Source organism: Paraburkholderia sp. GAS199 (assembly GCF_050436585.1).
In the GTDB taxonomy this organism is placed as follows: domain Bacteria; phylum Pseudomonadota; class Gammaproteobacteria; order Burkholderiales; family Burkholderiaceae; genus Paraburkholderia.
This window is the reverse complement of sequence record NZ_JBNDMM010000001.1, coordinates 680,719-705,232: the sequence shown is the minus strand read 5'-3', so window position 1 is coordinate 705,232 and position 24,514 is coordinate 680,719. Positions and strand designations below refer to the sequence as shown.

General features: G+C 59.7%; 20 protein-coding genes. 12 read left to right on the top strand and 8 right to left on the bottom strand.

Going from position 1 to position 24,514, the window contains the following annotated elements; all coding sequences use genetic code 11:
- The first annotated feature begins 29 nt into the window (after positions 1–29).
- The 7 genes from P3T18_RS03040 (at position 30) to P3T18_RS03010 (ending at position 9,103) form a co-directional block, all read left to right on the top strand.
- Entirely contained in the window at positions 30–698 is a 669-nt protein-coding gene (locus P3T18_RS03040) for an amino acid ABC transporter permease (RefSeq protein WP_429298425.1), read from the top strand.
- A 40-nt stretch (positions 699–738) separates the two neighbouring features.
- Entirely contained in the window at positions 739–1,467 is a 729-nt protein-coding gene (locus P3T18_RS03035; RefSeq protein WP_429299028.1) for an amino acid ABC transporter permease, read from the top strand.
- A 116-nt stretch (positions 1,468–1,583) separates the two neighbouring features.
- Complete coding sequence (locus P3T18_RS03030; protein ID WP_429298424.1) at positions 1,584–2,396, top strand: transporter substrate-binding domain-containing protein; 813 nt, start codon at positions 1,584–1,586, stop codon at positions 2,394–2,396.
- 120 nt (positions 2,397–2,516) lie between these two features.
- Positions 2,517–3,278: an amino acid ABC transporter ATP-binding protein gene (locus tag P3T18_RS03025; RefSeq protein WP_429299027.1), complete on the top strand. Its 762-nt coding sequence runs from the start codon at positions 2,517–2,519 to the stop codon at positions 3,276–3,278.
- A gap of 7 nt (positions 3,279–3,285) precedes the next feature.
- Positions 3,286–4,893 carry a GMC family oxidoreductase gene (locus P3T18_RS03020; protein WP_429298423.1) on the top strand — a complete coding sequence of 536 codons (1,608 nt, stop codon included), beginning with the start codon at positions 3,286–3,288 and terminating at the stop codon, positions 4,891–4,893.
- Positions 4,894–4,947: 54 nt separating this feature from the next.
- On the top strand, positions 4,948–6,714 hold the full coding sequence (locus P3T18_RS03015; RefSeq protein WP_429298422.1) for an FAD-dependent oxidoreductase: 1,767 nt from the start codon (positions 4,948–4,950) through the stop codon (positions 6,712–6,714).
- 475 nt (positions 6,715–7,189) lie between these two features.
- Positions 7,190–9,103: an acyltransferase family protein gene (locus tag P3T18_RS03010; protein WP_429298421.1), complete on the top strand. Its 1,914-nt coding sequence runs from the start codon at positions 7,190–7,192 to the stop codon at positions 9,101–9,103.
- Positions 9,104–9,176: 73 nt separating this feature from the next.
- Here the strand turns inward: P3T18_RS03010 and P3T18_RS03005 are convergent, their stop codons facing one another.
- The 6 genes from P3T18_RS03005 to P3T18_RS02980 form a co-directional block, all read right to left on the bottom strand.
- Positions 9,177–10,646: an amino acid racemase gene (locus P3T18_RS03005; RefSeq protein ID WP_429298420.1), complete on the bottom strand. Its 1,470-nt coding sequence runs from the start codon at positions 10,644–10,646 to the stop codon at positions 9,177–9,179.
- Positions 10,643–11,932, bottom strand: a complete 1,290-nt coding sequence (locus tag P3T18_RS03000; RefSeq protein ID WP_429298419.1) for a dicarboxylate/amino acid:cation symporter — start codon at positions 11,930–11,932, stop codon at positions 10,643–10,645. Before P3T18_RS03000 ends, P3T18_RS03005 begins: the two co-directional genes overlap by 4 nt.
- A gap of 175 nt (positions 11,933–12,107) precedes the next feature.
- Complete coding sequence (locus P3T18_RS02995) at positions 12,108–13,019, bottom strand: LysR substrate-binding domain-containing protein (RefSeq protein ID WP_429298418.1); 912 nt, start codon at positions 13,017–13,019, stop codon at positions 12,108–12,110.
- A gap of 158 nt (positions 13,020–13,177) precedes the next feature.
- Positions 13,178–15,100 carry a diguanylate cyclase gene (locus tag P3T18_RS02990; RefSeq protein ID WP_429298417.1) on the bottom strand — a complete coding sequence of 641 codons (1,923 nt, stop codon included), beginning with the start codon at positions 15,098–15,100 and terminating at the stop codon, positions 13,178–13,180.
- A 218-nt stretch (positions 15,101–15,318) separates the two neighbouring features.
- Positions 15,319–16,260, bottom strand: coding sequence for an oxidoreductase (locus P3T18_RS02985; protein WP_429298416.1), 942 nt, complete (start codon positions 16,258–16,260; stop codon positions 15,319–15,321).
- A 90-nt stretch (positions 16,261–16,350) separates the two neighbouring features.
- Positions 16,351–17,199 (bottom strand): IclR family transcriptional regulator, encoded by an 849-nt coding sequence (locus P3T18_RS02980; protein ID WP_429298415.1) that lies wholly within the window; start codon positions 17,197–17,199, stop codon positions 16,351–16,353.
- A 41-nt stretch (positions 17,200–17,240) separates the two neighbouring features.
- Between P3T18_RS02980 and P3T18_RS02975 the strand changes: the two genes are divergently transcribed.
- From P3T18_RS02975 to P3T18_RS02955, 5 genes are read left to right on the top strand one after another with little or no spacing between them, the layout of a single operon-like run.
- Positions 17,241–18,539, top strand: a complete 1,299-nt coding sequence (locus P3T18_RS02975) for an MFS transporter (RefSeq protein WP_429298414.1) — start codon at positions 17,241–17,243, stop codon at positions 18,537–18,539.
- A gap of 20 nt (positions 18,540–18,559) precedes the next feature.
- Positions 18,560–19,471: a polysaccharide deacetylase family protein gene (locus tag P3T18_RS02970; protein WP_429298413.1), complete on the top strand. Its 912-nt coding sequence runs from the start codon at positions 18,560–18,562 to the stop codon at positions 19,469–19,471.
- A complete protein-coding gene (locus tag P3T18_RS02965) occupies positions 19,468–20,220 on the top strand; it encodes an SDR family NAD(P)-dependent oxidoreductase (RefSeq protein WP_429298412.1) in 753 nt (250 codons plus the stop codon). Before P3T18_RS02970 ends, P3T18_RS02965 begins: the two co-directional genes overlap by 4 nt.
- Positions 20,221–20,265: 45 nt before the next feature.
- On the top strand, positions 20,266–21,447 hold the full coding sequence (locus tag P3T18_RS02960) for a M20/M25/M40 family metallo-hydrolase (RefSeq protein ID WP_429298411.1): 1,182 nt from the start codon (positions 20,266–20,268) through the stop codon (positions 21,445–21,447).
- A gap of 25 nt (positions 21,448–21,472) precedes the next feature.
- Positions 21,473–22,231, top strand: a complete 759-nt coding sequence (locus tag P3T18_RS02955) for an SDR family NAD(P)-dependent oxidoreductase (protein WP_429298410.1) — start codon at positions 21,473–21,475, stop codon at positions 22,229–22,231.
- Between the two features lie 58 nt (positions 22,232–22,289).
- Here P3T18_RS02955 and P3T18_RS02950 read toward each other — a convergent pair whose 3' ends face one another.
- Positions 22,290–23,054 (bottom strand): hypothetical protein, encoded by a 765-nt coding sequence (locus P3T18_RS02950; protein ID WP_429298409.1) that lies wholly within the window; start codon positions 23,052–23,054, stop codon positions 22,290–22,292.
- 46 nt (positions 23,055–23,100) lie between these two features.
- On the bottom strand, positions 23,101–24,513 hold the full coding sequence (locus P3T18_RS02945; protein ID WP_429298408.1) for a hypothetical protein: 1,413 nt from the start codon (positions 24,511–24,513) through the stop codon (positions 23,101–23,103).
- Between the last annotated feature and the right edge of the window lies 1 nt (position 24,514).

Sequence of the window (24,514 nt, the reverse complement as noted above, 5' to 3'; positions counted from 1 at the left end):
TCCGTGCCCGCACCCGAAAGGAACGCCACATGACCTACCAATTCGATTTCAGCGCCATTCTCGATGCGTGGCCCATGTTGCTCGACGGCTGTCTGCTGACATTGCGAATGACCGGCATCTCGATTGTCGCCGCGCTCGCCATCGCGCTCGTCACCATTGCGTGCCGGCGCAGTGCTTTTGCGCCGCTTCGCTGGCTTGCACGCAGCTTCATCGAGATCATTCGCAATACGCCGTTTCTGGTGCAGGTCTTTTTCATCTTCTTCGGCCTGCCGTCCATCGGACTCGGGCTCACGGCGGGTACCGGTGCGGTGATCGCCTTGTCGTTGAATGGCGGCGCGTACTTCGCGGAAGTGATACGGGGTGGTGTCGATGCGGTCGATCGCGGTCAGATCGAAGCGGCACGCGCACTCGGTCTCACGCCGCTGCAAACGTTCCGTGACGTGGTGCTGCGCCCCGCGATGCGCACGGCCTATCCGGCGCTGTGTTCGCAATGCGTGCTGTTGCTGCTGACGTCGAGCATCGTTTCGTCGATCTCCGCGAATGAACTGACCGCCATCGCGCAGCGGCTCGAATCGATCACGTTCCGCAGTTTCGAGGTGTACATCTCCGTCACGTTGCTTTACCTCGCCATGTCGGTGTTGCTCTCGGCTCTGCTCAAAGGCGTGGGTCGCGTGTACTTCTCTTATCCGACACGCTGAGCCGAGCGCGACCCCGTTATTTTCCGAAGGTATCGAGATGATCCAGACATTCAGCGCCGGCAACTTCTACTACTTGCTGCAAGGTCTCAAATGGACCGTGATGCTCTCGCTGATCGGATTCGCGGGCGGCGGCATCGGCGGAATACTGATTGCGCTCGCGCGCACATCGGGCAATCGCCTCCTGAGCTTCGTCGCGGCAGTGTTCATCGAGTTCTTTCAGGGTACGCCGCTGCTCATGCAACTATTCATCGTCTATTTCGGCATGAGTCTGCTCAATGTCGAAGTGAACGCATGGATTGCGGTCGCCATCGGCCTCACGCTCAATTCAAGCGCTTTTCTGGGTGAAATCTGGCGCGGCGGCATTCAGGCCATTCCGCGTGGACAAACCGAAGCGGCCAAGGCGCTGGGCTTACGCTATTTCAGCCGCATGCGCGACGTGGTCTTTCCGCAGGCATGGCGCATCAGTTTGCCGTCGACCGTGGGCTTTGCCGTGCAACTGATCAAGGGTACCTCGCTTGCTTCGATCGTCGGCTTCACCGAACTCGCGCGCGCCGGACAGGTTGTGTCGAACGCCACGTTCCAGCCCATGCTGGTGTTTGGCGTGGTCGGTGCATTGTATTTCGCGATCTGCTGGCCGTTGTCGGAATTGAGCGCACGCCTCGAACGACGCGGCGACGCACAACGCCGCAAGACGTCGCGCCAGAGCGCGGGACCGTCCACTCGCTCCGGTTTGTTTTCACTGCGCCGCGACGCGCGCCCGAATTCCTGATTTCACACCAACCACATAACACGAGACACAACACCATGCGCCCTCTTCTCTCCTCTCTGCTCTCACGTAGCAATCGCACGAACGCACAACCGGTTAGCGCCGGCCGGCGCTCGACATTGGCCAGCACACTGGCCGCCGTTTTGATCGCAACAGGCGTCGCGGCCCATTCCGGCATCGCTCACGCGCAATCGGTCGAGAGCATCAAGCAGAAGGGCGTATTGACGGTCGGCGTGCAGGCCGATCAAGTGCCGTGGGGCTTCATCGACAGCAAAGGCGAACACGACGGCTACGACGTGGACGTCGCCAAGCTGATGGCGGCCGACATGGGCGTCAAGCTGCAAATCGTTTCGGTGACGGTGCCCAATCGCATCGCACAGTTGATGACCGGCAAGGTCGATGTGCTCGCCGCCGTGATGGGCATGTATCCGGACCGAGCCAAAGTGATCCAGTTCTCCAAACCTTATTCGGTGCTGGACCTGGTGGTCTACGGTAAAAAAGGCGATGTGATGAAGGCGCCGGCCGATCTCGGCAAACTGCGGGTCGGCGTATCGCGTGCGAGCGCAACCGACATCGCGCTGACCAAACAGCTTCCGCCGGGCACGGCGCTCGAACGCTTCGACGGTGACACAGCACCGATTCAGGCGCTGCTTTCCGGACAGGTCGATGCCATCGGCGGCACGAATACGTATGCAGCGGTTCTCAAGCGCTCGCCGGAAGGTGCCAAATACGAGCTGAAATTCCAGCTTTCGCGCCAGTACAACGGTCTGGCAACGCGTCCGCATCAGGCCGAACTCAACGCGTGGCTCAATGCTTTCGTGGACCGCAACACGGCCAACGGCAAGCTGACCGCGATCAACCAGAAATGGCTCGGCGTCGATCTTCCGGCGATGCCCGTGTCGCTCGCCGGCATTCCGTACACCGTGCAATGACCCGCACGACCGCTATCTGCATGACGATTTATCCAACCGCTGCCTGACAGGCCGGAGCCGACCATGAGCACTCTCGACATCACTACGGATTCGCATCCGACTTCCAGCCGCGCCGCCGCGATGCCCGCATCCACCGCGGATATCGCGATCGACCTTAAAGGCCTCGACAAGTGGTACGGCGAATACCACGCGCTGAAAAAAGTCGATCTGGAGATTCGTCAGGGCGAGAAAGTCGTGTTGTGCGGACCGTCGGGTTCCGGCAAATCGACCCTGATTCGCTGCATCAATCTGCTCGAAGCGAATCAGGGCGGCCGCATCAGCGTCAATGGCGTACCGCTCGTCGAAAATGGCAAGGAGGCGCGCGAAGCGCACCGCGCGCGCGGCGATATCGGCATGGTGTTCCAGCAGTTCAATCTGTTTCCGCACCTCACCATCGAACAGAATTGCATGCTTGCGCCCATGCGCGTGCAGGGTCTGTCGCGCGCGAAAGCACGCGAGGTGGCGCGGCATTACCTGGACCGCGTGAAGGTCGGTAATCAGGCGCAGAAGTATCCGGCGCAGCTTTCGGGCGGCCAGCAACAGCGCGTGGCCATTGCGCGCGCACTGTGCATGTCGCCGAAAATCATGCTGTTCGACGAGCCCACTTCCGCGCTCGATCCGGAAATGGTGCAGGAAGTACTCGACACCATGATCGGTCTCGCGCAGGACGGCATGACGATGATCTGCGTCACACACGAAATGGCGTTCGCGCGCGCCGTTGCCGACCGGGTAATCTTCATGGACGCCGGTCAGATCGTCGAGCAAGGCACGCCCGACACCTTCTTCCAGAACGCCCAGCACGAGCGCACACGCGTATTCCTGGGACAATTGCTCAACCACTGAAGCACACATGCACGATAACAACCGCCTTTCGGGAACGTGGGATTACGAGGCCGATTTTGTCATCGTCGGCGGAGGCAGCGCAGGCTGCGTGCTCGCCGACCGGCTGTCCGAGAATGGACGGCATCGCGTGATCCTGCTCGAAGCCGGGCCACGCGATCGCCATCCGTTCATCCACGTGCCGGCCGGCTTTCTCAAACTGATCGAGCATCCCGTCCTGAGCTGGCGCTACCGATCCAGCCCGCAACCGCATATGGGCAACCGTTCGATTGCTTATCCGCAGGGGCGCATGCTCGGCGGCACGGGTTCGATGAACGGCATGCTCTATGTGCGCTCGGCCTACGCCGAACACGCGCGCTGGGTTGCCGACGGTTGCGACGGCTGGTCGTTCGACGAAGTGCTGCCGCTTTACCGTCAGATCGAAAACGTGGACGGCGCGGACGCAAGCAAGCCGCTGCCGGTCAACCGATTCGTCGAAACGCACCCGCTCTCGCAAGCATTTCTCGACGCCTGTGGTCAGGCGGGCATGCCGGTCAATCCGACCATGAACGGCGTGAGGCGCGAAGGCGCGGCACCGTTCCAGCAAAATCGCCAGGGACGTTTTCGTGGCGGCCCGGCTCAGACCTATCTGCGACGCGCGAAGTCGCGCGCCAATCTGCAACAGCTCACCGGTACGATCGCGCAGCGCATCGTGTTCGAGCACGCGAAAGCGGTGGGCGTCGAAGCGTGGCAGGGTGACCGGCGCGTGCGTATTCGCGCACGCGCGGAAGTGGTCGTGTCGTGCGGAGCGATCCGTTCGCCGCAGTTGTTGCAACTCTCCGGCATCGGAGCGCCGGATCTGCTGGAATCGTTGGGCGTGGACGTGGTGGTGGCGAATCCCGCTGTCGGCGAGAACCTGCGCGACCACTATTCCGTGCGCCTGACGCAACGCGTCGGCGGACAATCCACCTTCAACGAGCGCACTCACGGCATGGCGTTGCTCGGTGAACTGGCGCGTTATGCGACCGGCGGCGGCATCCTCACATTCGGCGCCAGCACCTGCGCGGCATTTGCTCGCAGCCGTCAGCAACTCGACGCACCCGACCTGCAACTCAGCTTCGCGCCCGCGAGCTTCGAGCCCGGCACGTACGCGCTCGAAAGGCAGCCCGGTATGACGCTCGCGATTTACCAGTCGTATCCGGAAAGCCGCGGCTCCGTCAAAGCGAATCATGCGGATACGCGCAATGCGCCGCTGATTTCGCCGAACTATCTCAGCGAATCCGAGGACCGTGCGGCGATCGTGGCGGGCCTGAAACTGGGGCGACGGCTCTTCACCATGCCGGCGCTCACCCGCTTCGCCCGACAGGAAACGCTGCCGGGCGACGAGATCGCATCGGACGACGCGCTGCTCGATTACGCACTCACGCGCGGCGTGTCCGGCTATCACATGGTGGGCACATGCCGGATGGGCGGCACGACCGATTCGGTCGTTGATCCGTCATTGCGCGTGCGCGGTGTGCAGGGCCTGCGTGTGATCGACGCGTCGGTCATGCCGACCTGTACGTCCGGCAACGCCAACGCGCCCACCATCATGGTTGCCGAGAAAGGCGCGCAAATGCTGCTTGCCGATCACGCGTAGGCACGCCTTGCACAGACACGCCAGCCACCTGCATCGACAGAACGGAGAACACACTTGAACCCCTCGACTCAAACGGATGGCGCGTCCACTTCCGCCGCTCAACAGACATTCGACGTCGTCGTGATCGGCGCCGGCTGCGGTGGCATGGCGTGCGCGCTATTTGCGGCGATGCGCGGCCTGAGCGCGCTCGTGATCGAGCGATCGCAGTGGGTGGGCGGCACCACCGCATTTTCCGCGGGCGCGCTGTGGGCGCCCAACACGCATCTGGCCGATCCCACGCGCGACTCGCGCGACAACGCACGTCAATATTTGCAAGCCGCAGCCGGCAACGACGTTACGCCTGAATTGCGCGAAGCATTCCTGCAAACCGCCCCGCTCGCGATCCGGTCGCTGACCGACAACAGCGACGTACAGTTACGCGCTTTTGCATACCATCCCGACTATCTGTCCGAGTTGCCGGGATCGACCACGTCGGGACGCGTACTCGAAGCATTGCCGTTCGACGCCCGCACGCTCGGAGAAAAGTTCTCGCTGGTGCGCCCACCCATTCCCGAATTCACCGTGCTGGGCGGCATGATGGTCGACCGCATCGACATCGGTCATCTGCTGAAAATGACGCGCTCATTCGCGTCGTTGAGCCACGCGACGAAGCTCGTCGGCCGCTATCTGCTGGACCGTCTGCGTTATTCGCGCGGTACGCGTCTCGTGATGGGAAATGCGCTGGTCGGGCGTCTGCTTCAATCCCTGATCCGCCGCGATGTCGCGATCTGGACTTCGACCGAAGTGCAAACGTTCATTCGTTCCGGCGAGCGCGTCGAGGGTGTCCGTGTAGTGCGCGACGGAGAGGTATGCGAGGTGCGGGCGCGCTGCGGCGTCGTGCTGGCAACCGGCGGATTTAACGACACACCGACGCTGCGGCAGGACCTGATTTCGCCCGTGGTCGAATACACGCCACGTTCGCGTACGAAGGGCGGTTTGCAACAAATGGCACTCGCGCTCGGTGCTCGCATGAGCGAAGTGCCCGGCGCGTCGGCTTTCTGGGCCCCGGTTTCGGTGCGCAAACGCGCGGACGGTTCGAAGGCCGTGTTCCCGCATTTCGTGCTCGATCGCGCGAAGCCGGGCACGGTAGTCGTTAATCGACGAGGCCGTCGCTTTCTGAACGAAAGCACTTCGTATCATCTGTTTGCTCGCGCCATGCAGGACGCCGACGACGGTGTGCCAGCTTTTCTGATCGCCGATCGCAATGCGCTGATCCGCTACGGACTCGGCATGGTTCGTCCAGGTGGTCATGGATTGCGGCGGTTTCTGCAAGAGGGCTATCTGGTCGAAGCCAATAGTCTGGACGCGCTCGCCTCGCGCCTCGCCATCGACGCAGCCGGCTTGAAGCAAACGGTAGAGCGCATGAACGGCTTCGCCGAGACGGGCATCGACGCGGAGTACGCACGCGGCACGACTGCATACGAGCGTAATCTCGGCGACCCGGCCGTCACGCCGAATCCGACTTTGGGTCCGATCCTCACCGGGCCGTTCTACGCGATTCGTCTCTATCCTGCCGATATCGGCGCCAGCGCGGGCCTGATTACCGATGCCCACGCTCGTGTACTCAAAGACGGCGATCCGCATACGCCTATCCCCGGTCTCTACGCAGCCGGCAACGACATGCAGTCGATCATGGGCGCTGCGTACCCGGGTCCTGGCATCAACCTGGGGCCGGCGGTGGTATTCGCTTATCTGGCGATTGAAGGCATGTTTGCTAACGACGCGCGGGTACCTTTTTCAAGCGATGAAGGCGATGAGCAAAGGCTTCGTACGGCGGTTTGACTTGAGCAGTACGCGAAGACGCTGTGTGTTGCGTGGCGAGAGCTGCAACGCACGCAGCGGCGCGAAAAAATACCGCATCGGCTTGCGGTGGGACTAGCTTCCGCACGCCGACTAGAAACATCGACGATCACACTCGTGAGTCATTCACGACATGTCCTTGAAAGACTGAAGCCGTTACCGCACGTGCTTTTTCTGAACTGGATAACGAACAAAGCACGCTAGCCACCTCATAAATCTCACGCATCTCCGCCGCCATGACACCGCTGCACCGCAGCATTTCCGGCAAGCAGCGGACATGGTGCGCTTGCGCACAGACCTGACTCCCGATCTCACCACAATTTAGCGATCGGTCCGAGGACAGGTCTCTGGCGAATCATTTCCGCAAAGGGAAATTCACCCGTCGAACCACAACTTTCCTCGGTTCTATCGATGACTGCGCGCGAAGACGCCCCGCGCGCCATTACCGGACGGCCTCATGAAACTGGCATACCGCCCCGATATCGATGCCCTTCGAGCGATAGCCGTGCTGGCAGTCGTCGTCTTCCACCTTGACAGGCAATTGTGTCCCGGCGGATTCGTTGGCGTCGATGTTTTCTTTGTCATCTCGGGCTATCTGATTACCGGTCAGATTTATCAAGGTCTTGCCGCCAAAGACTTCACGCTCAGAGGTTTCTATAGAAGGCGTATCAACCGCCTGATGCCGGCGTTGCTCGTCATGCTTGCATTTGCCCTCGCCGCAGGGCTATTCCTTCTTTCGCCATTCGACTTGATGCGTCTGGCCAAATCGGCAGTTTTATCGGCCACCGGCTTCTCCAATATTTATCTGTGGAGAGAGTACGGGAATTATTTTTACAGTGGCAGCGCGGAAGCGCCGTTGCTTCATACATGGTCGCTAGCGGTCGAGGAACAGTTCTACCTGATCTGGCCGCTTGCGTTGATCGTCCTGTGGCGCCTGCCTCGACGCTGGCTGATTCCGATGCTTGGCGTCGGCCTGTTGCTGTTCATCGTCGTGTCCGAACTTGGCGTCCGGTACGCGACGAGTGCAGCCTATTTCCTGTTGCCAAGCCGCTTTTTTGAACCGCTGACCGGTGCGTTGCTCGCCGTAATCGTTGCCAACCTCGACAGCCGCCGGTTGGGTACGGCCTTGTCGAGCGCATGCGGCATCGTCGGCCTACTGATGATCGTGTGGTCCTGCGCAACCTTAAGCGAAGCGACGTTATTCCCCGGCATTAACGCGCTGCCATCCACAATGGGAACAGCCCTGATCATCCTTGGCGGACTCGACCCGAAAAGTTTGTCCTTCAGGGTGTTGGCGATAAGGCCGCTGGTATTTATCGGACTTATGTCCTATTCGATCTATCTATGGCATTGGCCCATCATCGCTTTCCTGACGTACTACGGTATCAAGCTGGATCTGACTGAAGCGGCCGGGGTATTCGCCTGCACCATGATGGTCGGATGGCTGTCGTGGCGCTATGTCGAGCGGCCGTTCCGGCGCTCGGGAACCCGGCTTGCGCCAAAACCATTTTTTATCCGGCGCTACGCTACGCCGGTTCTCGTTCTACTGGCCGTGCTGATGGTCAGTACGAGTTTCAAGGGATTCCCGCAGCGATGGAACCAGCAGGTACTGGCGTTCGATGGCATCGTATCGACCAAGCCTAACGAAGTGCGAGCAGGATGTCATGTATCGACTCAGTATTATCAGACGCAGCCCAAGGACTCCTGTGTCCTCGGCAATAGATCGGGCAAAGTAGAGGGCTTGCTGATCGGCGATTCATATGCCAATCACTTTAGCGGCATGATCGACATTCTGGCCGCGCACGATGGCATTACGCTTCAGGACTACACCATGGACGGATGCGAGCCGATCATCGGATTCTCGGATCTGCCACAGGCCTCCTACGCGGAAAAATGCAAATCGCGGAACGCATTCGACTACCAGCTAATCGGAAAAACGCATTACAAGTACGTTGTGCTGGCGGCTCATTGGCCCGCCGACGATGGCGGCACCATCGCGAAAGCGATGAAAGAATCCATCGACAAAGTACTCGCTTCGGGAGCACATCTGGTAATCGTGCTCAGCAACCAGACAATCAGCGACGCTGCAACCTGTCCCGTCCGCAAGATCATGTTTTCGTCAGACCGCAACTGCGCGGTACGAGACCTTCCTGTTATACCCAGTTACCTTCGAACTATCAGAAAGAGCCATCCTGAGATCACGTTCATCGATCCGAATTCCGTCATCTGCGACAAGAAGCAATGTAGTCCGATCGTCTCCGACGTACCTCTTTATCGTGACGACGGCCATTTGAACGAAGTCGGTTCACGGCTGATCGGCACGTTGCTACTCCGGCGCGGCGTTTCGCTCACGCAGCAAAACGTCTCCTGACGATGAGTCGTTCGCAGGCTCAGGAAAGGCAATTGCGTAATGCCCGTTGTCGTGCCGGTCATTCAGGGAGCCCTCAAACATGCAGCGGCTCCCCTTGCGCGGTCGCATAAGCCACACAATGCCGGGCGAGCACGTCGGTTGGGTCGACCAGATAACCCGACGCACCGCTCGCCCCGACAAATTCGGTTTGAGGAAGCAATAGCGGCAATTCCGTGCAGCCGAGAATGACAACTTCCACACCTCGGGAGATCAATTCTTCGATTGCCGCCGCAATATCGAGCTGACACTGGCCGGTCGTGAAGCCGGCCTTCACGCCTTCCTTGCCATAGATTGCATCCATGACCCGCGCCTGTAGCGCAGGGCTCGGCACGATCTGCTCCAGGCCTTGCTCCATCAGCGCTTTTTCGTAGACACCGCTTTCGACCGTGCCTGAAGTCGCCAGCACGCCGACCGAATGCATCGAAGGAAACCTCTCGCGAAGATGGCGCGCCGTCACCGTCAGCATATTGACGATGGGAATACGCAGATACGGCTGGATTCGATCGACGAAGGCATGCGCGGTATTACAGGGAATCGCAATGATGTCCGCATTGCCGACTTCTAGCTTTTTGCAGGTGGCATAGAGCGAAAGCGTGGGGTCGGGTCCGTCGCCAATCAGGTTTTCTGTCCGGTCCGGGATCTGTGGATTCTGTTCGACCAGCAACTTGATATGGTCCTGGTCTCGCGTTGCGGACGTGTTCCGTACGACCTTGTCGATGAAATCGACGGTCGCCGCAGGTCCGACACCGCCGACCACCCCGACCTTGAACCGAGCCTCGGACAACGCATACCGGCCGGATGCCGCGTACTGTGCGTAGATGAGATTCGAATCCAGTAACGGCACCGTCAGCGGGTCCATGCTGTCAGCTACCAACGCAATCTCGGTCAGCCCAGGAATGATGATATCGACGCCTTGTGCAATCAGGTCTTCACATGCAACACGTAAAAGCTCAACCGGCCTGCCGCTCGAGTTTCCGCTTTGCACACCACCATGCCCATAAACCGCCTCGGCGACGAGATCGACTTCCTCTCGCAGACGGGGATAAACGATTTCAAATCGCGGTGACGTGAAGTACTTCTCGAACAGCGCTTTCTGTTGTGTATATGCAGACGCGAGCACCCCGATTCGACGAGCGTTCGGAAAATGACTCTGTACATGGCTGCGAATGGCTTCAACCATGTCGACAATCTGCAGCGGCGAGTTGGCCTTCAACTCGTCGATGAAGGTATGGCTGATAAAGCACGGAAGGAGAACCGTCGTCACGCCTCGCTGCTCGAAATCGCGAATCATGTCGAAGACGTAGAGCATCCGCTCCGTGGACGCTTCCGCCTTCGCACCCGACTTCTCGAACGGGTGCTGCTCGAAAATCACATCGGCATGCTCGGCGTCATCCGTTTCCGACAGCGACTTGATCAGCTTGAAAAGGACGTCTGCACTCGCCAACGATCCAGCACCGCCCACTACCCCGAACTTGCGTCCCGCCAGTTTCCGCCCTTCTTTCATTTCGGCTCGCCCTGCAGTTGAACGAACGCATGTTCCTCGACCGCTTTCGCGCGCTTCACCGCGCGTTTGGTTTCCCACTTCGCGATGACCGCCGTCGCGACGCTGTTGCCGATCACGTTCGTGGCAGTTCGACCCATATCGAGAATCTGGTCGATAGCGAGGATAAGCACGACGCCGGACGCCGGCAGGTGAAACATCGGCGCGACGGCGGCGACGACCACGACCGAGCCGCGCGCGACACCCGCCATCCCTTTGCTGCTGACCATGAGGACAAGCAACATCATGATTTGCGTGCCCAGCGGCATGTCGATGCCAAACGCCTGCGCGATAAAAATCGCGGCGAACGCCTGATACATCATCGAGCCATCCAGATTGAAGGCATAGCCGAGCGGCAAAGTGAAACCGACCACTTTTTTGTCGACGCCAAATTCTTCGAGCTTCTCGCTAAGCCGGGGATACGCCGCCTCGCTGCTGGCCGTCGAAAATGCGAGCATGGCGGGTTCGCGCACTGCCTTCAGAAGCGTCCAGATGGTTCGCCCGAGGAAGCAGTAGCCGACGAAGATAAGCAGCGTCCAGAGAAGTACGAGGCCGACATAGAAGCTGCCGATGAGCTTGCCGTACGTCGTCAGCACGTCCAGCCCGTGAAGCGTAATGGCCGATGCAAGCGCGCCGAATACGCCGACCGGCGCGAGACGCATCACATAGTCCGTCAGCTTCAACATGGCGGGGACGAGCGCGTCCACGCCGGCAACCAGTGGTGCGACACGCGGGTCGGCTTTAAGGACGCTCAGCACGACGCCGAACAACACGGAGAACACCAGAATCTGGAGGATGTCATTGCGCGCCATGGCATCGACGATGCTGGTCGGAAACGCGTGGGTGACGAAGTCCTTGAAGTTCAGACCGGCCGTATTCAGGCCCGTGCTGACATCGGCGCTGGTCTGCACCATATGCAGACCGGCACCGGGCTGCAGTACGTTAGCCAGCAGAAGACCGAGCGCGAGCGAGAGGAGCGACGCGCAGACGAACCAGCCCACGGAGCGGAAGCCGATTCGCCGGACGTCGCTCGTTCCGCCCATGCCCGCCAAGCCTGAGACCAGCGTGGCGAAAACAAGCGGCGCGATGATCATCTTCACGAGGCGAAGAAAGATATCGGTGATAACCGAGAAGTACGCGGCAATCGCTTTCGCTTCACCAGCGTCCCCAACCGACCGATGACAAACATAGCCGACGACAATGCCCAGCACCATGCCGGCAAAGATGTAGAGCGTGAGGCGATTCTTCATTTGAATCCGTCCAGTGGTAGTGCAAGGCATTCCCGCTGCGACGCCTCACACGTGAGTGGCAGAACCGCGCTACCCAGCCTGGTTCTGTATTGGACGGATAATAGGGAGAGACAAAAACAGGGTGATGCTGGTCCTGCATGCAGCTATGCGAGTGCCGCATAACCATAAAATTTTCTCAGGACGGTTGCGACGCGGCTCGCAGATGGTCCCAAAGCTTGCCGATGAACTCGCTGCGATTCGACGCGTCGCGGTACACGCGAAGCTCGACCTGAAGCTGCCATTCGGCACGCCCTGCCGCCACCAGGGCGCCTGATTCCAGTTCGGCAACGATAGAACTCTTCGGCAACCAGGCCACGCCCTCGCCTTCCAGAACGAGCTTTTTCAGCACTTCCGCCATGTCCGATTCGTAATGAAGTTGAAGGGCGGGAGCGGCCGCTGCTTGCCCCAACAGATGAGCGAGGCAGCGTCCAAAGTAACTGGTTTCGGTGTATGAGATGAGCGGCAGCGGCCGGTTTGCGGTTCCAGGCAGGCGGTACATTGGCCCCGAGCGCTGGTTGGGCCTGCACACGGGCATGAACGTGTCCACGCCGACGGTCAGATGCTGATAGCGCGCCGGGTCGAGGTGCAGCGGCAACTCCGGATGATGGTACGCAAACATCAGTTCGCAGTTACCGTTGACGAGCATCAGAATCGAATCGTGCACATTCGTTGGGATGACCCGCGCTCTCACCTCGCCAAAATGCGCTGTGAGCGTCTTCAGCCACGCCGGGAGAAAGCTGAGCGCAATGGTGTGGCCGGCCGCAATCTGCAGGCCTTTGCCTGCCATTCTTTGCTCGGTCCGAATGATGGCGCGTGTGTCGAAGAGCTTCTCCAGGATATCTTCGGCGGCCTCCTGGAAGAGTCTGCCCGCGGGAGTGAGCGTCGGAGGAAAGCTGCTCCGGTCGATGAGGTCGGCGCCCACCCATTGCTCGAGTGACTGGATGCGCCGGCTAAAACCCGACTGCGTGACGTTCCGAAATTCTGCCGCCCGTGAAAAGCTTTGATAACGGGCAAGCGCGATGAAGTCTTCGACCCACTTGATTTCCATATCCGGTCCTATGGCAAGGCAACGGCCTTTGCGAGCCCGACAGATTCTACGCTGTGGTGGCCGCGTACGGCTTCAGGAACGCGTCGAGGCTTGCACTCACGGGCGCTAATCTTGGACCCGCGGATTTTCGAAACCGGCTTCGCTTGGCGTTGTACCGACTAGGCGAGCTGCGAACTGGTGGTTATCCCGCTCTGAGCGTGTTCAACACGATTTCGTCCCAGTCGCTTCGCCATGTAGAGAGCGGCATCCGCAGACTCGAACAACTCGGCGGCACTCACCGGCTGCTGCAAATCCTGGTGCGCGACGCCAATGCTCAGTGTCACGACATTCAGCGGACTTCCCCGATGGCTCAATGCCAACGACTCGACGGCTGCGCGAATGAGTTCTGCGCTGAGCGCCGCCTCCTCTCGATCGCAGTTTTCGAGCACGACGACGAACTCCTCACCGCCGTAACGCGCGAACAGATCACGCGTGCGGAGCGTCGCGGCAATGCATTGCCCGACCGTCTTCAAACACTCGTCGCCAGACTGATGCCCGTATTCGTCGTTGAAGTTCTTGAAGTAGTCGATATCCAGAAACAGAACGGCAACCGCACCGGATGAAGACGCGTGCGTGGTCGAGTCGAATAGCTCCTCCACCTTGCTGTCGAGGTAGCGGCGATTACGCAGGCCCGTGAGGCTATCGATAAACACCATGTCGCGAAGCTGACGCTCCTCGGAAAGCCGCGTTTTTTCGGCAATAACCGCATCGTTGATATCCCGTACCGCGAACGCGAGCGCCGTGCGTCCGCCCGGCAGGCCGGAAGGGATGGCAGTGATAAAGCAGCTCACCCAGATGTATTCGTGATCTGCACGGCGAAACCGGTACTGCGCCGACTCCTCCATGCCGGTATCCCATGTCTGCGCCAATATTGCGGCAAGCTCGTGCCTGTCGTCGGGGTGGATCAGATCGCGCACCGAATGTCCGCGCAGCATGTCCGGTTCATAACCCAGAACGACGCTTGCGCGTGGCGACACGTACTTGAACATTCCGTCGGCCGATAGCTCCATCAAGACTTCTTCCGACCGCTCGGCAAGATTCCGAAACCGACGCTGCCCATCAGCCAGCGCCGACAGCAACGCATTGCGCTGAGTCTGCAAAACGGTAATGGGAAGCACGATAGACAGCGCCGCGACGGTAAAGAGCTGCAACGCGAGTATGCGGTCCTGCATCGTGGCAAACGGAAAAAGCCAGAGCGGCCCCGTTCCGTGCACCGTGAGAGGAACCGAAATCGTAATAAATATCAGCGTGCCCACGAGCACCGTCGACAACTCGCCTCTAAATGCCAGGAACGCCAGAGGCGGCAGCATCCAGTACAGGTCGTCGTAGCTGGTTTTCGAGAAAATCACTATGGAGACGATTGCGACCAAGGCTAAAAGCAACGTCGATTTGGCGCGATTACCCGGCTCGAGCAGCGTTCTCCACTCGCCGGACAGCAACACGAGCGTGACAGGCGTAAATATCAGGAAGCCCAGTGCGTCGGATATCACCCAATTCGAAAATGACGAAAACGGATGACTGGTAAAAATGCCCTGAAGCAGAAACACGGCGACCATGCCGGAAAACATGGAAGCGACAATGCACGGGCCCACTAAAAACTGGACGAATACTTTGGGCTGCAAGAGTTCTTTAGCGGAGCGCACGCCGGGCAGCATGAGCGCGGCGGCACAGGTCTCGACCATTCCGGCTGCCGTGAAAGAGAAAGCCACATAGAAAGTCTCGTCGCCGATCAGATTGCCGAGTATGAGCCCGACGGCCGCGCCGACCAGAAAGACGAGCTTGTGGCGTCGCCGGAGCAGCATCATGTGACCGAGAAGGTAGCCGTCGACGATCCATATCGCCACGAGCTCGCCCGCCATTGTTTTCAACTGGCCGCTAATGACGAGTAGCACGAAGGCGGCTGCAAAGCCGGTAAGGCCGACGCGCGCCATTTGCGCGAGTTCTTTTCGCGCAAAGACCTTTCTCAGCGAGTCAAATGCCAGATCTGGTAAATCGGCACGTACCTTCGAAACGACATCGACCTTTCTTTCTACCTCGGCCATCTATATCACCTTAAATTTTTTAAATTTTATTTTTGGTGTCCCGGAATTACGTTATATCGGCCGTGTGCGGCTCAACTTGAGAGTTTGAGTTGCAAAAGAAAATTGAAGGATTCTTTCTGCAAGTTTCACCGTGATTTCGAACTGGCGTTTGAATTAACGGATATTAGACGAGGGGCGGGAAAGCCATCGGCGTGGCGCTCGTTTTAGCCCCAGAGCTCTTATAGGAATCGAACTCCGGTCAGTGTTTCGCATACCTCCCACAACCGTCGCGCTGATTCCGCGTCTTTTGCCTGCGGCGCAATCAAGGCATCACCTACGCGGTCGCCACGCATCTCTTTCCAGCCAGTCGGACCATAATAACCACCGCCAGCCACGTCTGGCGACGTAGCCGCATACAAAGTCGGCAACGCTCCGGCGCCTTCACTATTCAGAAGTGCACCGATCAGATGACTTGCTACCGCACGCATCGCACTGTCCAGCGCGGAGCGCTCTCCGGCGCGGAACAGGTTGGTCATCGCTACGCCCGGATGTGCTGCGACCGACATAACGCGCGATCCCTGAGCCCGCAAACGGCGGTCTAACTCGAGTGCGAAAATCAGATTGGCCAGCTTGGACTGCTGATACGACTGCATCGACGAATAGTGTCGAATGCACTGCAGGTCGTCGAAGTTCAGGCGTCCCCGTTTATGAGCAATTGACGCAATCGTCACCACGCGGGAATGGTCGGACAGAGCGGACTTTTCCAGCAGCGGCATCAGCAAGCCCGTCAGTGCAAAATGTCCGAGCACGTTGGTCCCGAATTGAAGCTCGAACCCGTCGGCGGTTTCAAGCCGCTTCGGAGGCGCCATAACGCCCGCATTGTTGATGAGCGTGTGAAGCGGACGTTGCTCGGCAAGCTGCCGTTGTGCAAACTCCCGAACCGATTCGAGAGACGCAAGATCCAGAACTGCGAGTTCGACACTGGCGCCCGGTGCGCTGGCTTTCAGGCGACCTAGCGCCGCCTCTCCGCGACGCAAGTCACGGCATGCCATCACGACGTGCGCGCCTTTTTGTGCGAGCACTAAAGCGGCGTGATAACCGATACCGCTGTTCGCTCCCGTGATGAGGATGCGTTTGCCGTCTAGCGGCGTGATATCGCCTGGCGTCCAGGTTTCCGTCATATCGGCTCTAGCGTTGTGCGTCGTGGTCGGACCGTCAGCGTAGCACCGGATTGAACTTTGCGTTGTGTGGACGGTGATTAGGTGGCAAGGCTACCGTTCACGCACGGCATGATTGATCAACTCGACCGTCTCTAGCAATTTAGGCAGCATGGTCGAGACGAATACATCCGATTCCCACTCGCGTGCGGACCCGGCAACGTGCACGGCTCCGAGTGGAAAACCATCCGGCGCCACGAGGGGCGCCGCCACGACGATTTCTCCCGCGATGGCTTCGCCGACGGCTACGGCATATCCATCGCGCCGGGCCGTTTTGATGCGCGCCATGATGGCGGGCACATCCGTGATGGTCGAAGCATTCAGGGCAGGCCGCGGATTGTTCTCGACGATCTCTCTCGCCCTCTCGTCTGACAGGCAAGCCAGCATCGCGCGTCCGCCGGCTGTACAGAACACCGGCATTCGACGCCCGACCAGCGCCGTGTAGAAATTCTCGCGCTTGCTCTGCAGGCGCACGACATACACCAGCGTTGCTTCGTCAAACAGACTCAGATCGACACGCTCCTCGCACGCCCGCCGCAGTTCGATCAGATGCGTTGTCGCCAACTCCACCAATGGCTCGGTGCGAATGTATTGAAACGAAAAATCGAGAAACGCGCGGCCCATCGAATAGCGTCGCGTATCCGGGCATTTCTCCAGATAACCCAGTTCGCTGAGCGTATGGGTCATACGCTGGACTGTGCTCTTGTCGAGTCCGCTCCGCGTGCATATTTCCGCAAGACTCAAATAGCGTCCGCCACCGACGAACGCACGCAGCACCTCAAACCCTTTGGCCAGCGACCCGATGAACAGACGGTTCCGCTCCGCACTATTAATTTCGCTCATTGACTTTCCAAGAAAGAAGCTCTTAACATAAATAGCGCAATAAGATACATCGTATTGCATTGCGCTACAACACGTTTCTTGATCTTCTGACCGGGAACCTCATGACCAGCGCTTCTCTCTCGAACGATCGGCCTGTCGCCATCACGGCAGACCGGTCTCGCAAGGCCATCTATGCCGCGTGCGTTGGCAATCTGCTGGAGTGGTACGACTTCGGCGTGTACGCCTATCTGGCTCCGTTGATCGCACTGAAGTTCTTCCCCGGACACGACCCGGCGGCGTCCTTGCTGGCCGCCTTCGCCGCGTACGGCGTGGGCTTTCTGGCGCGACCGCTGGGCGGCGTTGTGATTGGGCGCCTCGGCGACACACGCGGGCGCAAAGCCGCGCTGGTGCTGACCATTTTCATGATGGCGCTCGGCACGATCGGCATCGGTCTGTTGCCGTCGTTCGATAGCATTGGTTTGTGGGCACCGATCTGCCTCGTCGCGTTGCGCATTGTTCAAGGCATCGCCGCCGGCGGCGAATGGGGTACGTCGACCGCATTCATCATCGAATGGGCGCCGCCGACACGACGTGGCTTTTACGGCAGCTTTCAGCAGGTGAGCACTGCGGGCGGCTCGCTGCTCGGATCGGCCGTTGCCGCACTGGCGACAACGACCCTGAGCGAGCCGCAGATGCACGCATGGGGCTGGCGGTTGCCTTTCGTGCTCGGCATCGTTCTGCTTGCAGTTGGCGTCTTCATTCGTCGCAACGTCGAGGAAACGCCCTCTTTCACCCTCGCACAGCAGCACACTCAGCCCGCGCACAAGGTCGTATCCGGCATCCGGCTGGGCGGTTTAGCGTTCGGCTTCACTATCTTCTGGACGGTGGCCTATTACTCGCTGCTCGCGTGGATGCCTACCTTTACGCACAAGTACGCCGGCCTGTCGGCGTCGCAAGCGCTCTGGTCGAACACGGTTGGACTGATCGCCATGGTGATTGCGGTGCCGGTGTGGGGCGCCGTATCGGACCGCATTGGACGTAAGCCGCTCTTACTGGCGAGCGTCGTGAGCATCGGCGTGCTGGCCTGGCCGCTGTATTACCTGATGTCGACCAGAACAGGCCTCGTGTGGGTCATGCCCATCCAGATCCTGTTCGGCGTTTTGCTGGCGATGTATTCCGGCCCAGGACCTGCCGCGATTTCAGAAATATTTCCCACGCATTTGCGTTCGACATGGATGTCGATCGGTTACACGCTTGCTGCGGCGGTATTCGGTGGATTCGCACCGTTCATGTCGTCGTGGCTCATCGGCTCGACCGGATCCGCGTTATCGCCAACTTATTTCTATCTGATTCCTGCCGCCGCGATTTCGCTGTTCGTCATCGCCAGTCTGCGCGAAACGAGCGGACACGCCCTGAACTGACCTAAAGGAATTCGCCGATCATGACCGAACCCGCTCCGATGCAACCGTGGCAATGGGAAGAACCGCACTGGCGCAAGCTGGTAAATCGTGCCCGCGCCGGCCGTTCGCTGCACCCCACGCATTGGCCCGACAACAAGCGCTGCGCCGTAGCACTATCGTTTGATTCGGATCACGAAACGAATGAGTTGCGCGACGGCGGAAAGTCGATTGGCCGGCTGTCCTGGGGACAATACGGCGGTCGCGTCGGTATTCCGCGCATCCGCGAAATCCTCAATCGCCATGCCGTGCCGGCGAGTTTCTATGTGCCGGCGGTGACCGCCTTGCTTCACCCGGACGAACAGCGTGCGCTGGTTGCCGAAGGTCATGAGATTGGCATTCACGGCTGGATTCACGAACTGAACTCGGTCCTTCCCGAATCCGACGAACGCGATCTGATGCTGCGCGCCGCCGACGTGCTCGAATCCGTGTCGGGCCAGCGTCCGGTTGGTTTGCGCACGCCGTCCTGGGACTTTAGCGACGCGACCCTGAGCATCGAGAAAGAAATGGGGTTGCTGTATGACTCGTCGTTGATGGCCGACGAAAGCTGCTACGAACTTCTGCTCGATGGAGAACCATCGGGCATTGTCGAAGTGCCCGTGGAATGGGTCCGCGACGACGCAGTGTATTTCATGATGAACCGCTTCCAGTCGCTACGCCCCTACACTGCACCCACCGACGTGCTCGATATTTTCGTGCGCGAATTCGAAGCGGCCTATCAGGAAGGCGGCCTGTTCCAACTGACCATGCACCCTCACATCATCGGTTATCGGTCACGCATCTGGATTCTCGAAGAAGTGATCCGCCGCGCGAAAGCGACGGACGACGTGTGGTTCGCAACGCACGCGGACATTGCGCGCTGGTCTTTGGCGCACAGTCGGGAGAAGGCGGCATGAGTCTGGTCGATAGGCGCATTATCGTCACCGGTGCAGCATCGGGCATTGGACGCGGCGCGGCAGCCTATCTCGCTGCGCTAGGCGCGCGGGTTGCACTGCTCGATCGCGACGCCGACGGACTCGCGCGCAGCGTCGATGCCATCCCGTCGTCCGCGCCGAGCGCCATCGCGGACGTCACCGACGACCAGGCGGTCGACGTTGCCGTTCAACAATTGATCGACTCGCTCGGCGGCCTCGACGGCGTTGTCAATTGCGCGGGTGTCGATCTGCTGCGGCCATTTGATGAAACCCAGTCCGCCGACTGGCAACGCGTGCTCGCAGTCAACCTGTTCGGGCCCGTGAATGTCTGCAAGGCCGCGCTGCCCGCGCTTCGTCACGGCAACCGGCCCGCGATAGTGAACGTCGCGTCGGCGGCCGGTCTGCATCCGCTACCCAATCGAACGGCTTATTGCAGCAGCAAAGCCGCACTCGTGATGTTCGGCAAAGCGCTGGCGATTGACCTCGCACCCGACGGTATTCGCGTCAATTCGATCTGTCCGGGCATTGTCGAAACACCGATGCTCGATGCGTCGATCCTCGCGAGTCCGGACCCGCACAACGCGCTTTCTCACATCACGAGCCGCTATCTAATCCCACGTGCCGGCAAGGTCGACGAAATCGCCGCCGCCATCGCTTTTCTGCTCGACGACGCCGCGGGCTACATCACGGGCTCGTCGCTCGCCGTGGACGGCGGACGCAGCTTCCACTAATCGCCTGAACGCCGCCATGCCGGAGTTCGCTCCAGCGCCCACATCATGAATCAAGACAACGATCTGCAACTTCTCTCGCTTCCTTTCGATACCGAATCGATGATTGCGCGCCTGCGTGCCTGGGTCGAGTCGGAGAGTCCGTCGTACGACGCAAACGCCGTCAACCGCATGACTGCGCTCGTTGCTACAGAACTCGGCGAACTCGGCGCGCACGTCGAAATCATTCCGGGCAACGGCGTGGGCGACAGCCTGCGAGCGCGCCTGCCGCATGCGCACGGTGCCGGTGCGCCAGGCATTCTGGTGATGGGCCACCTCGACACCGTGCACCCTGAAAACACGTTGGCGCGGCTACCCTGGCGCAGAGAGGGCGGCAAATGCTACGGCCCGGGAATCCTGGACATGAAAGGCGGCGTGTTTCTGGCTGTCGAAGCGCTGCGACAATTGCAGCGCGCGGGTGTGACGACAGGTCTCCCGGTCACGTTCCTTCTGACGAGCGACGAGGAAATCGGCAGTCCCACTACTCGCGCGCTAATCGAGCAGGAGGCATTGCGTCACCACTACATTCTTATTCCTGAGCCTGCACGCCCCGACGGCGGTGTCGTCACGGGCCGGTACGCCATTGCCCGTTTTAACCTGCAAGCGAGCGGCACGCCAAGTCACGCTGGCTCTCGCCCCGGCGACGGCCGGTCGGCAATCCGCGTCATGGCCGAGAAGCTGATCGAACTGGAGAACATGACCTGCGCTGACTACACGTTCAGCGTCGGTGTAATCGAGGGCGGTAAGTGGGTCAATTGCGTGCCGATGGACTGCCGTGCCGAAGCGCTTTCGATGGCGCGAACTCAGAACGATCTCGATCGCGCAATCGAGCGCGCGTCATCGCTGGGATTTCGCAGCGACACCGCTGCGTTCCGCGTTGAAGTCAGCAACACCCGTCCGGTCTGGAACACGAACGACGCGACACTGCGGCTTTACGAACTCGCACGCACCGAGGCTGCGCGGCTTGGTTTCGAATTGCCACGTCAAACCTCCGGCGGTGGCTCAGATGGCAATTTCACCGGTGCATTAGGTCTGACTACGCTTGACGGCTTGGGTCCGCGCGGCGCGGGCATGCACACGCTGAACGAGCACATCGACGAATCCAGCCTCGTGCCTCGCGCACGTCTTCTCGCCAGCCTGCTCTTGAAACTGGACGAACCCTCGGCGCGCAACACCCAGGCGGCCGCCTAACCCCATCAAGCACCGGAGATTCAGCATGAGATTCAGCGGAAAAACCGCGATAGTCACAGGCAGTGCACGCGGCATCGGCGCAGCAATCGCGCGCCGGCTGGCGTCGGAAGGCGCAGCCGTCTTAGGCGTGGATCAGGCCGAAGCGCGTGACACCGAGCATGACGCAAGCGGCGGATCGATCGAACACGTTCAGGCTGATATCGCCGATCCGTCAACCGCCGCGTCGCTTGCTCGCCGATTTGCGGATCGTCCCCTCGATATCCTTGTCAATAACGCCGGCATCGGTAACTCGCGACCCATCGATCAAACCTCGGACGCAGACTGGTCCCGCTACATGGAAATCAACCTCGGGGCGGCGTTTCGCATGTGCCGCGATCTGCTGCCCGTGCTGACACCACACCACAGTGCGATCGTCAACATGACGTCGGTGTTCGGTCTGGTCGGATTTCCAAACTCGCTGCCGTATTCCGTCAGCAAGGCGGGGCTCGCACAGATGACACGCCAACTGGCGGCGGATCTCGGTCCCAAAGGTATTCGCGTGAATGCAGTGGCGCCGGGCGTGATCGAAACCGATCTCACGCGCGAGCGTATCCAGAACAACGCGTGGTATCAGAAGATCATGTGCGACGCCACCGCGCTGCGCCGTAATGGAACGCCCGAAGATGTTGCAGGTGCAACGGCATTTCTCTGCTCGGACGACGCCGCGTTCGTTACGGGCCATGTTCTCGTCGTGGATGGAGGCTGGCTCGGCGCGCGCTTCCTGCCTTCCGTGGACGGCGAATGACGATCCTCCTGAGTTGATCCGCAACGCCGTTCGGGAGGAGCGACCGGCGTCCCGCCTCTTACTGCAGCACCACCAACACCGGCTTGCGATGTTCTCTCTCAAGCCTTCTGGGCAAGCTGACCATCACAAGATAGATGCGAACCAGCAGGCCGACAAACCAGAGCGAGACCGGCATGCCCAACACGGCAAGGAAGAGCAGCACGCCATTTGCCCCAAAGTTCGCCGACAATAATCGGCCCAATATCAGACAGAAAGGCGCGATACCAAAGGCAATGTAGGAATAGATTTTCGGAAACGGCGAAGGCTCTTTATTGAGCCGTTCGAACAGCGCCATGCCGGTCTGGGGCGAATAGCGAAAATCGGACGGATTCTCGTCAAAGGCCTTTTGGACGAAGGACGTGGATGTGATCGTGTGCTCCACCGTTCTCCGCGACAGAGCGATCCAGTAGAGCGTCAAGGCCATTCCGCCCAACAGTCCTGGCCAACGTAGCGCCGGCGACATTGGCGCGAATACAAAATAGAAAAAATAGGCGAATAGCCCGAAGAAAAAATAGACGGCGAATACTCCGGTGGAGAGGATCAGTCCGTACACCCACAGCAGGTTCGTGCGGCGGTACATCGTCGACACGGCCAACGGCACGAAAAGGCAAAGCAGCGTAACGGACAGACCGATTTTCCACGGCCATCCGGATACCGCCAGATCGTCCGCGTACGCGGCGTATGAAATGCCCGTGCCCAGCAAAGGAAGCAACAGGCTCATCGGCGCGGTTTTTTTCGTGATCTCCCAAACCGGGTCTTTCGGTTCTGTCTGGGGCTTCGTCATCGATTGTGCTCGTGGCATCTAGGTTCGCTTTCCAGTGGATGCCATATCACGGCATGTACATCATGGGATACGCATCGTAGTCTTTTGGCATGGACTTCTCGAGATATTCGGCCGCGTGCTTCATCGACTCGCCGATGGAGCGAAACCACGAGGTGACATGCTCGGTTGCGTGGGTCTTCTTGTCGACCCAGTCGAGCCCGTAACCCACGGCGATCGCCACGACGATGGTTCCCACCACGATCGCCGCAACCGGCAGCGCAACCGTGCCCGCCAGTCCGGCCACGATGGCACCAACCACGACGGAAGCAATGGCAGCACTCAACCCCGCCTTGGCAAGATCGATGCCTATCTTGGCGAGTAAATCCGCAAAGTCCTTTTTCCTCTTTCCGTCGGGACCGATCTGTTCGTAATCGTGAAGCCATTCGGCCGTATCGAGCGTGACGGTAAAAATCAATGCGATCAAACCGGCCTTTTTGAATGCCCCCTTGGACCCTTCCCAGGCAGCTGCCGCGCCCGACTCAGCAGTGCCTGCGCCACCGGCAATCGTCAGCACCTTCTCGTTCTTCACGCCATACCGCGCTGCCGTTACCAGCTTGCGCAATCTCGGGTTGCCAGTGAAAACAACGTACATCCTTTCCCCAACGTTCTTGTGAACGACCTTCGTCAGCCTGAACGTTTCTCCCCAAAGTTCCTGAATCCACTGCTTGTTATCGTTGAGAAAGGCCGTTGCACCAGCCAGTTGTCCAATGAGCCAGTTGCGTGTCGCAATCTTGTTGGTGTCGATGGCCGTTTCTTCGGAGCCGCCTGCGGCCAGTGCGTCCATGACCTCCTTCGGAACCGAGTTCTTGTCCACTTCGACAATATGCGCTTCCTGCGTCGGCTGAACGGCAGTGCCAGGCGCCAGCTTGATCGGAAGCGGACATGACCTTGGCTGGTCCACGTGCAGCGGATCGAATGGCTGCGCGGGTCGCAGATACGCCGGGACATTCGCTTGCGGGTACGCGAACAGCGGCGATGCGTGTGCCGCTCTGGGCGGCGTCGACGCGGCCGGCGGATGCGTGGCGTGATTCGTGCCGATTGCGATGATAATCGGCTCGGGCTTGGCCTTCGGTGAAGGATCGGTATTAGCCAACCCGAAAGTGCGCATCGAATAGTTTTGGTACAACTTGCCGTTCTGCTTCAAAATCAGATGTCCCTTGAAATCCCGGCTAATCCAGATGTGGTAGCGCTGCCCGTCCGAGAACTGGCCCTGCTTGACGCGCTTTTTTCTGGCCACGTCGTAAATCCAGTCCTCGGTCGCTTCGACGGTGTAGCTTGCGCCTTTCTTCACCTGAATATCGAAAATGACATCGCGGTGTTTGCGCAGCAGAACCGTAATATCAGTCTCGGCCCAGCATTCAACCGGCTCACCCGGTAAATCGATGCACACCGTATGTTGGATCAGGGGACGATCACCCATT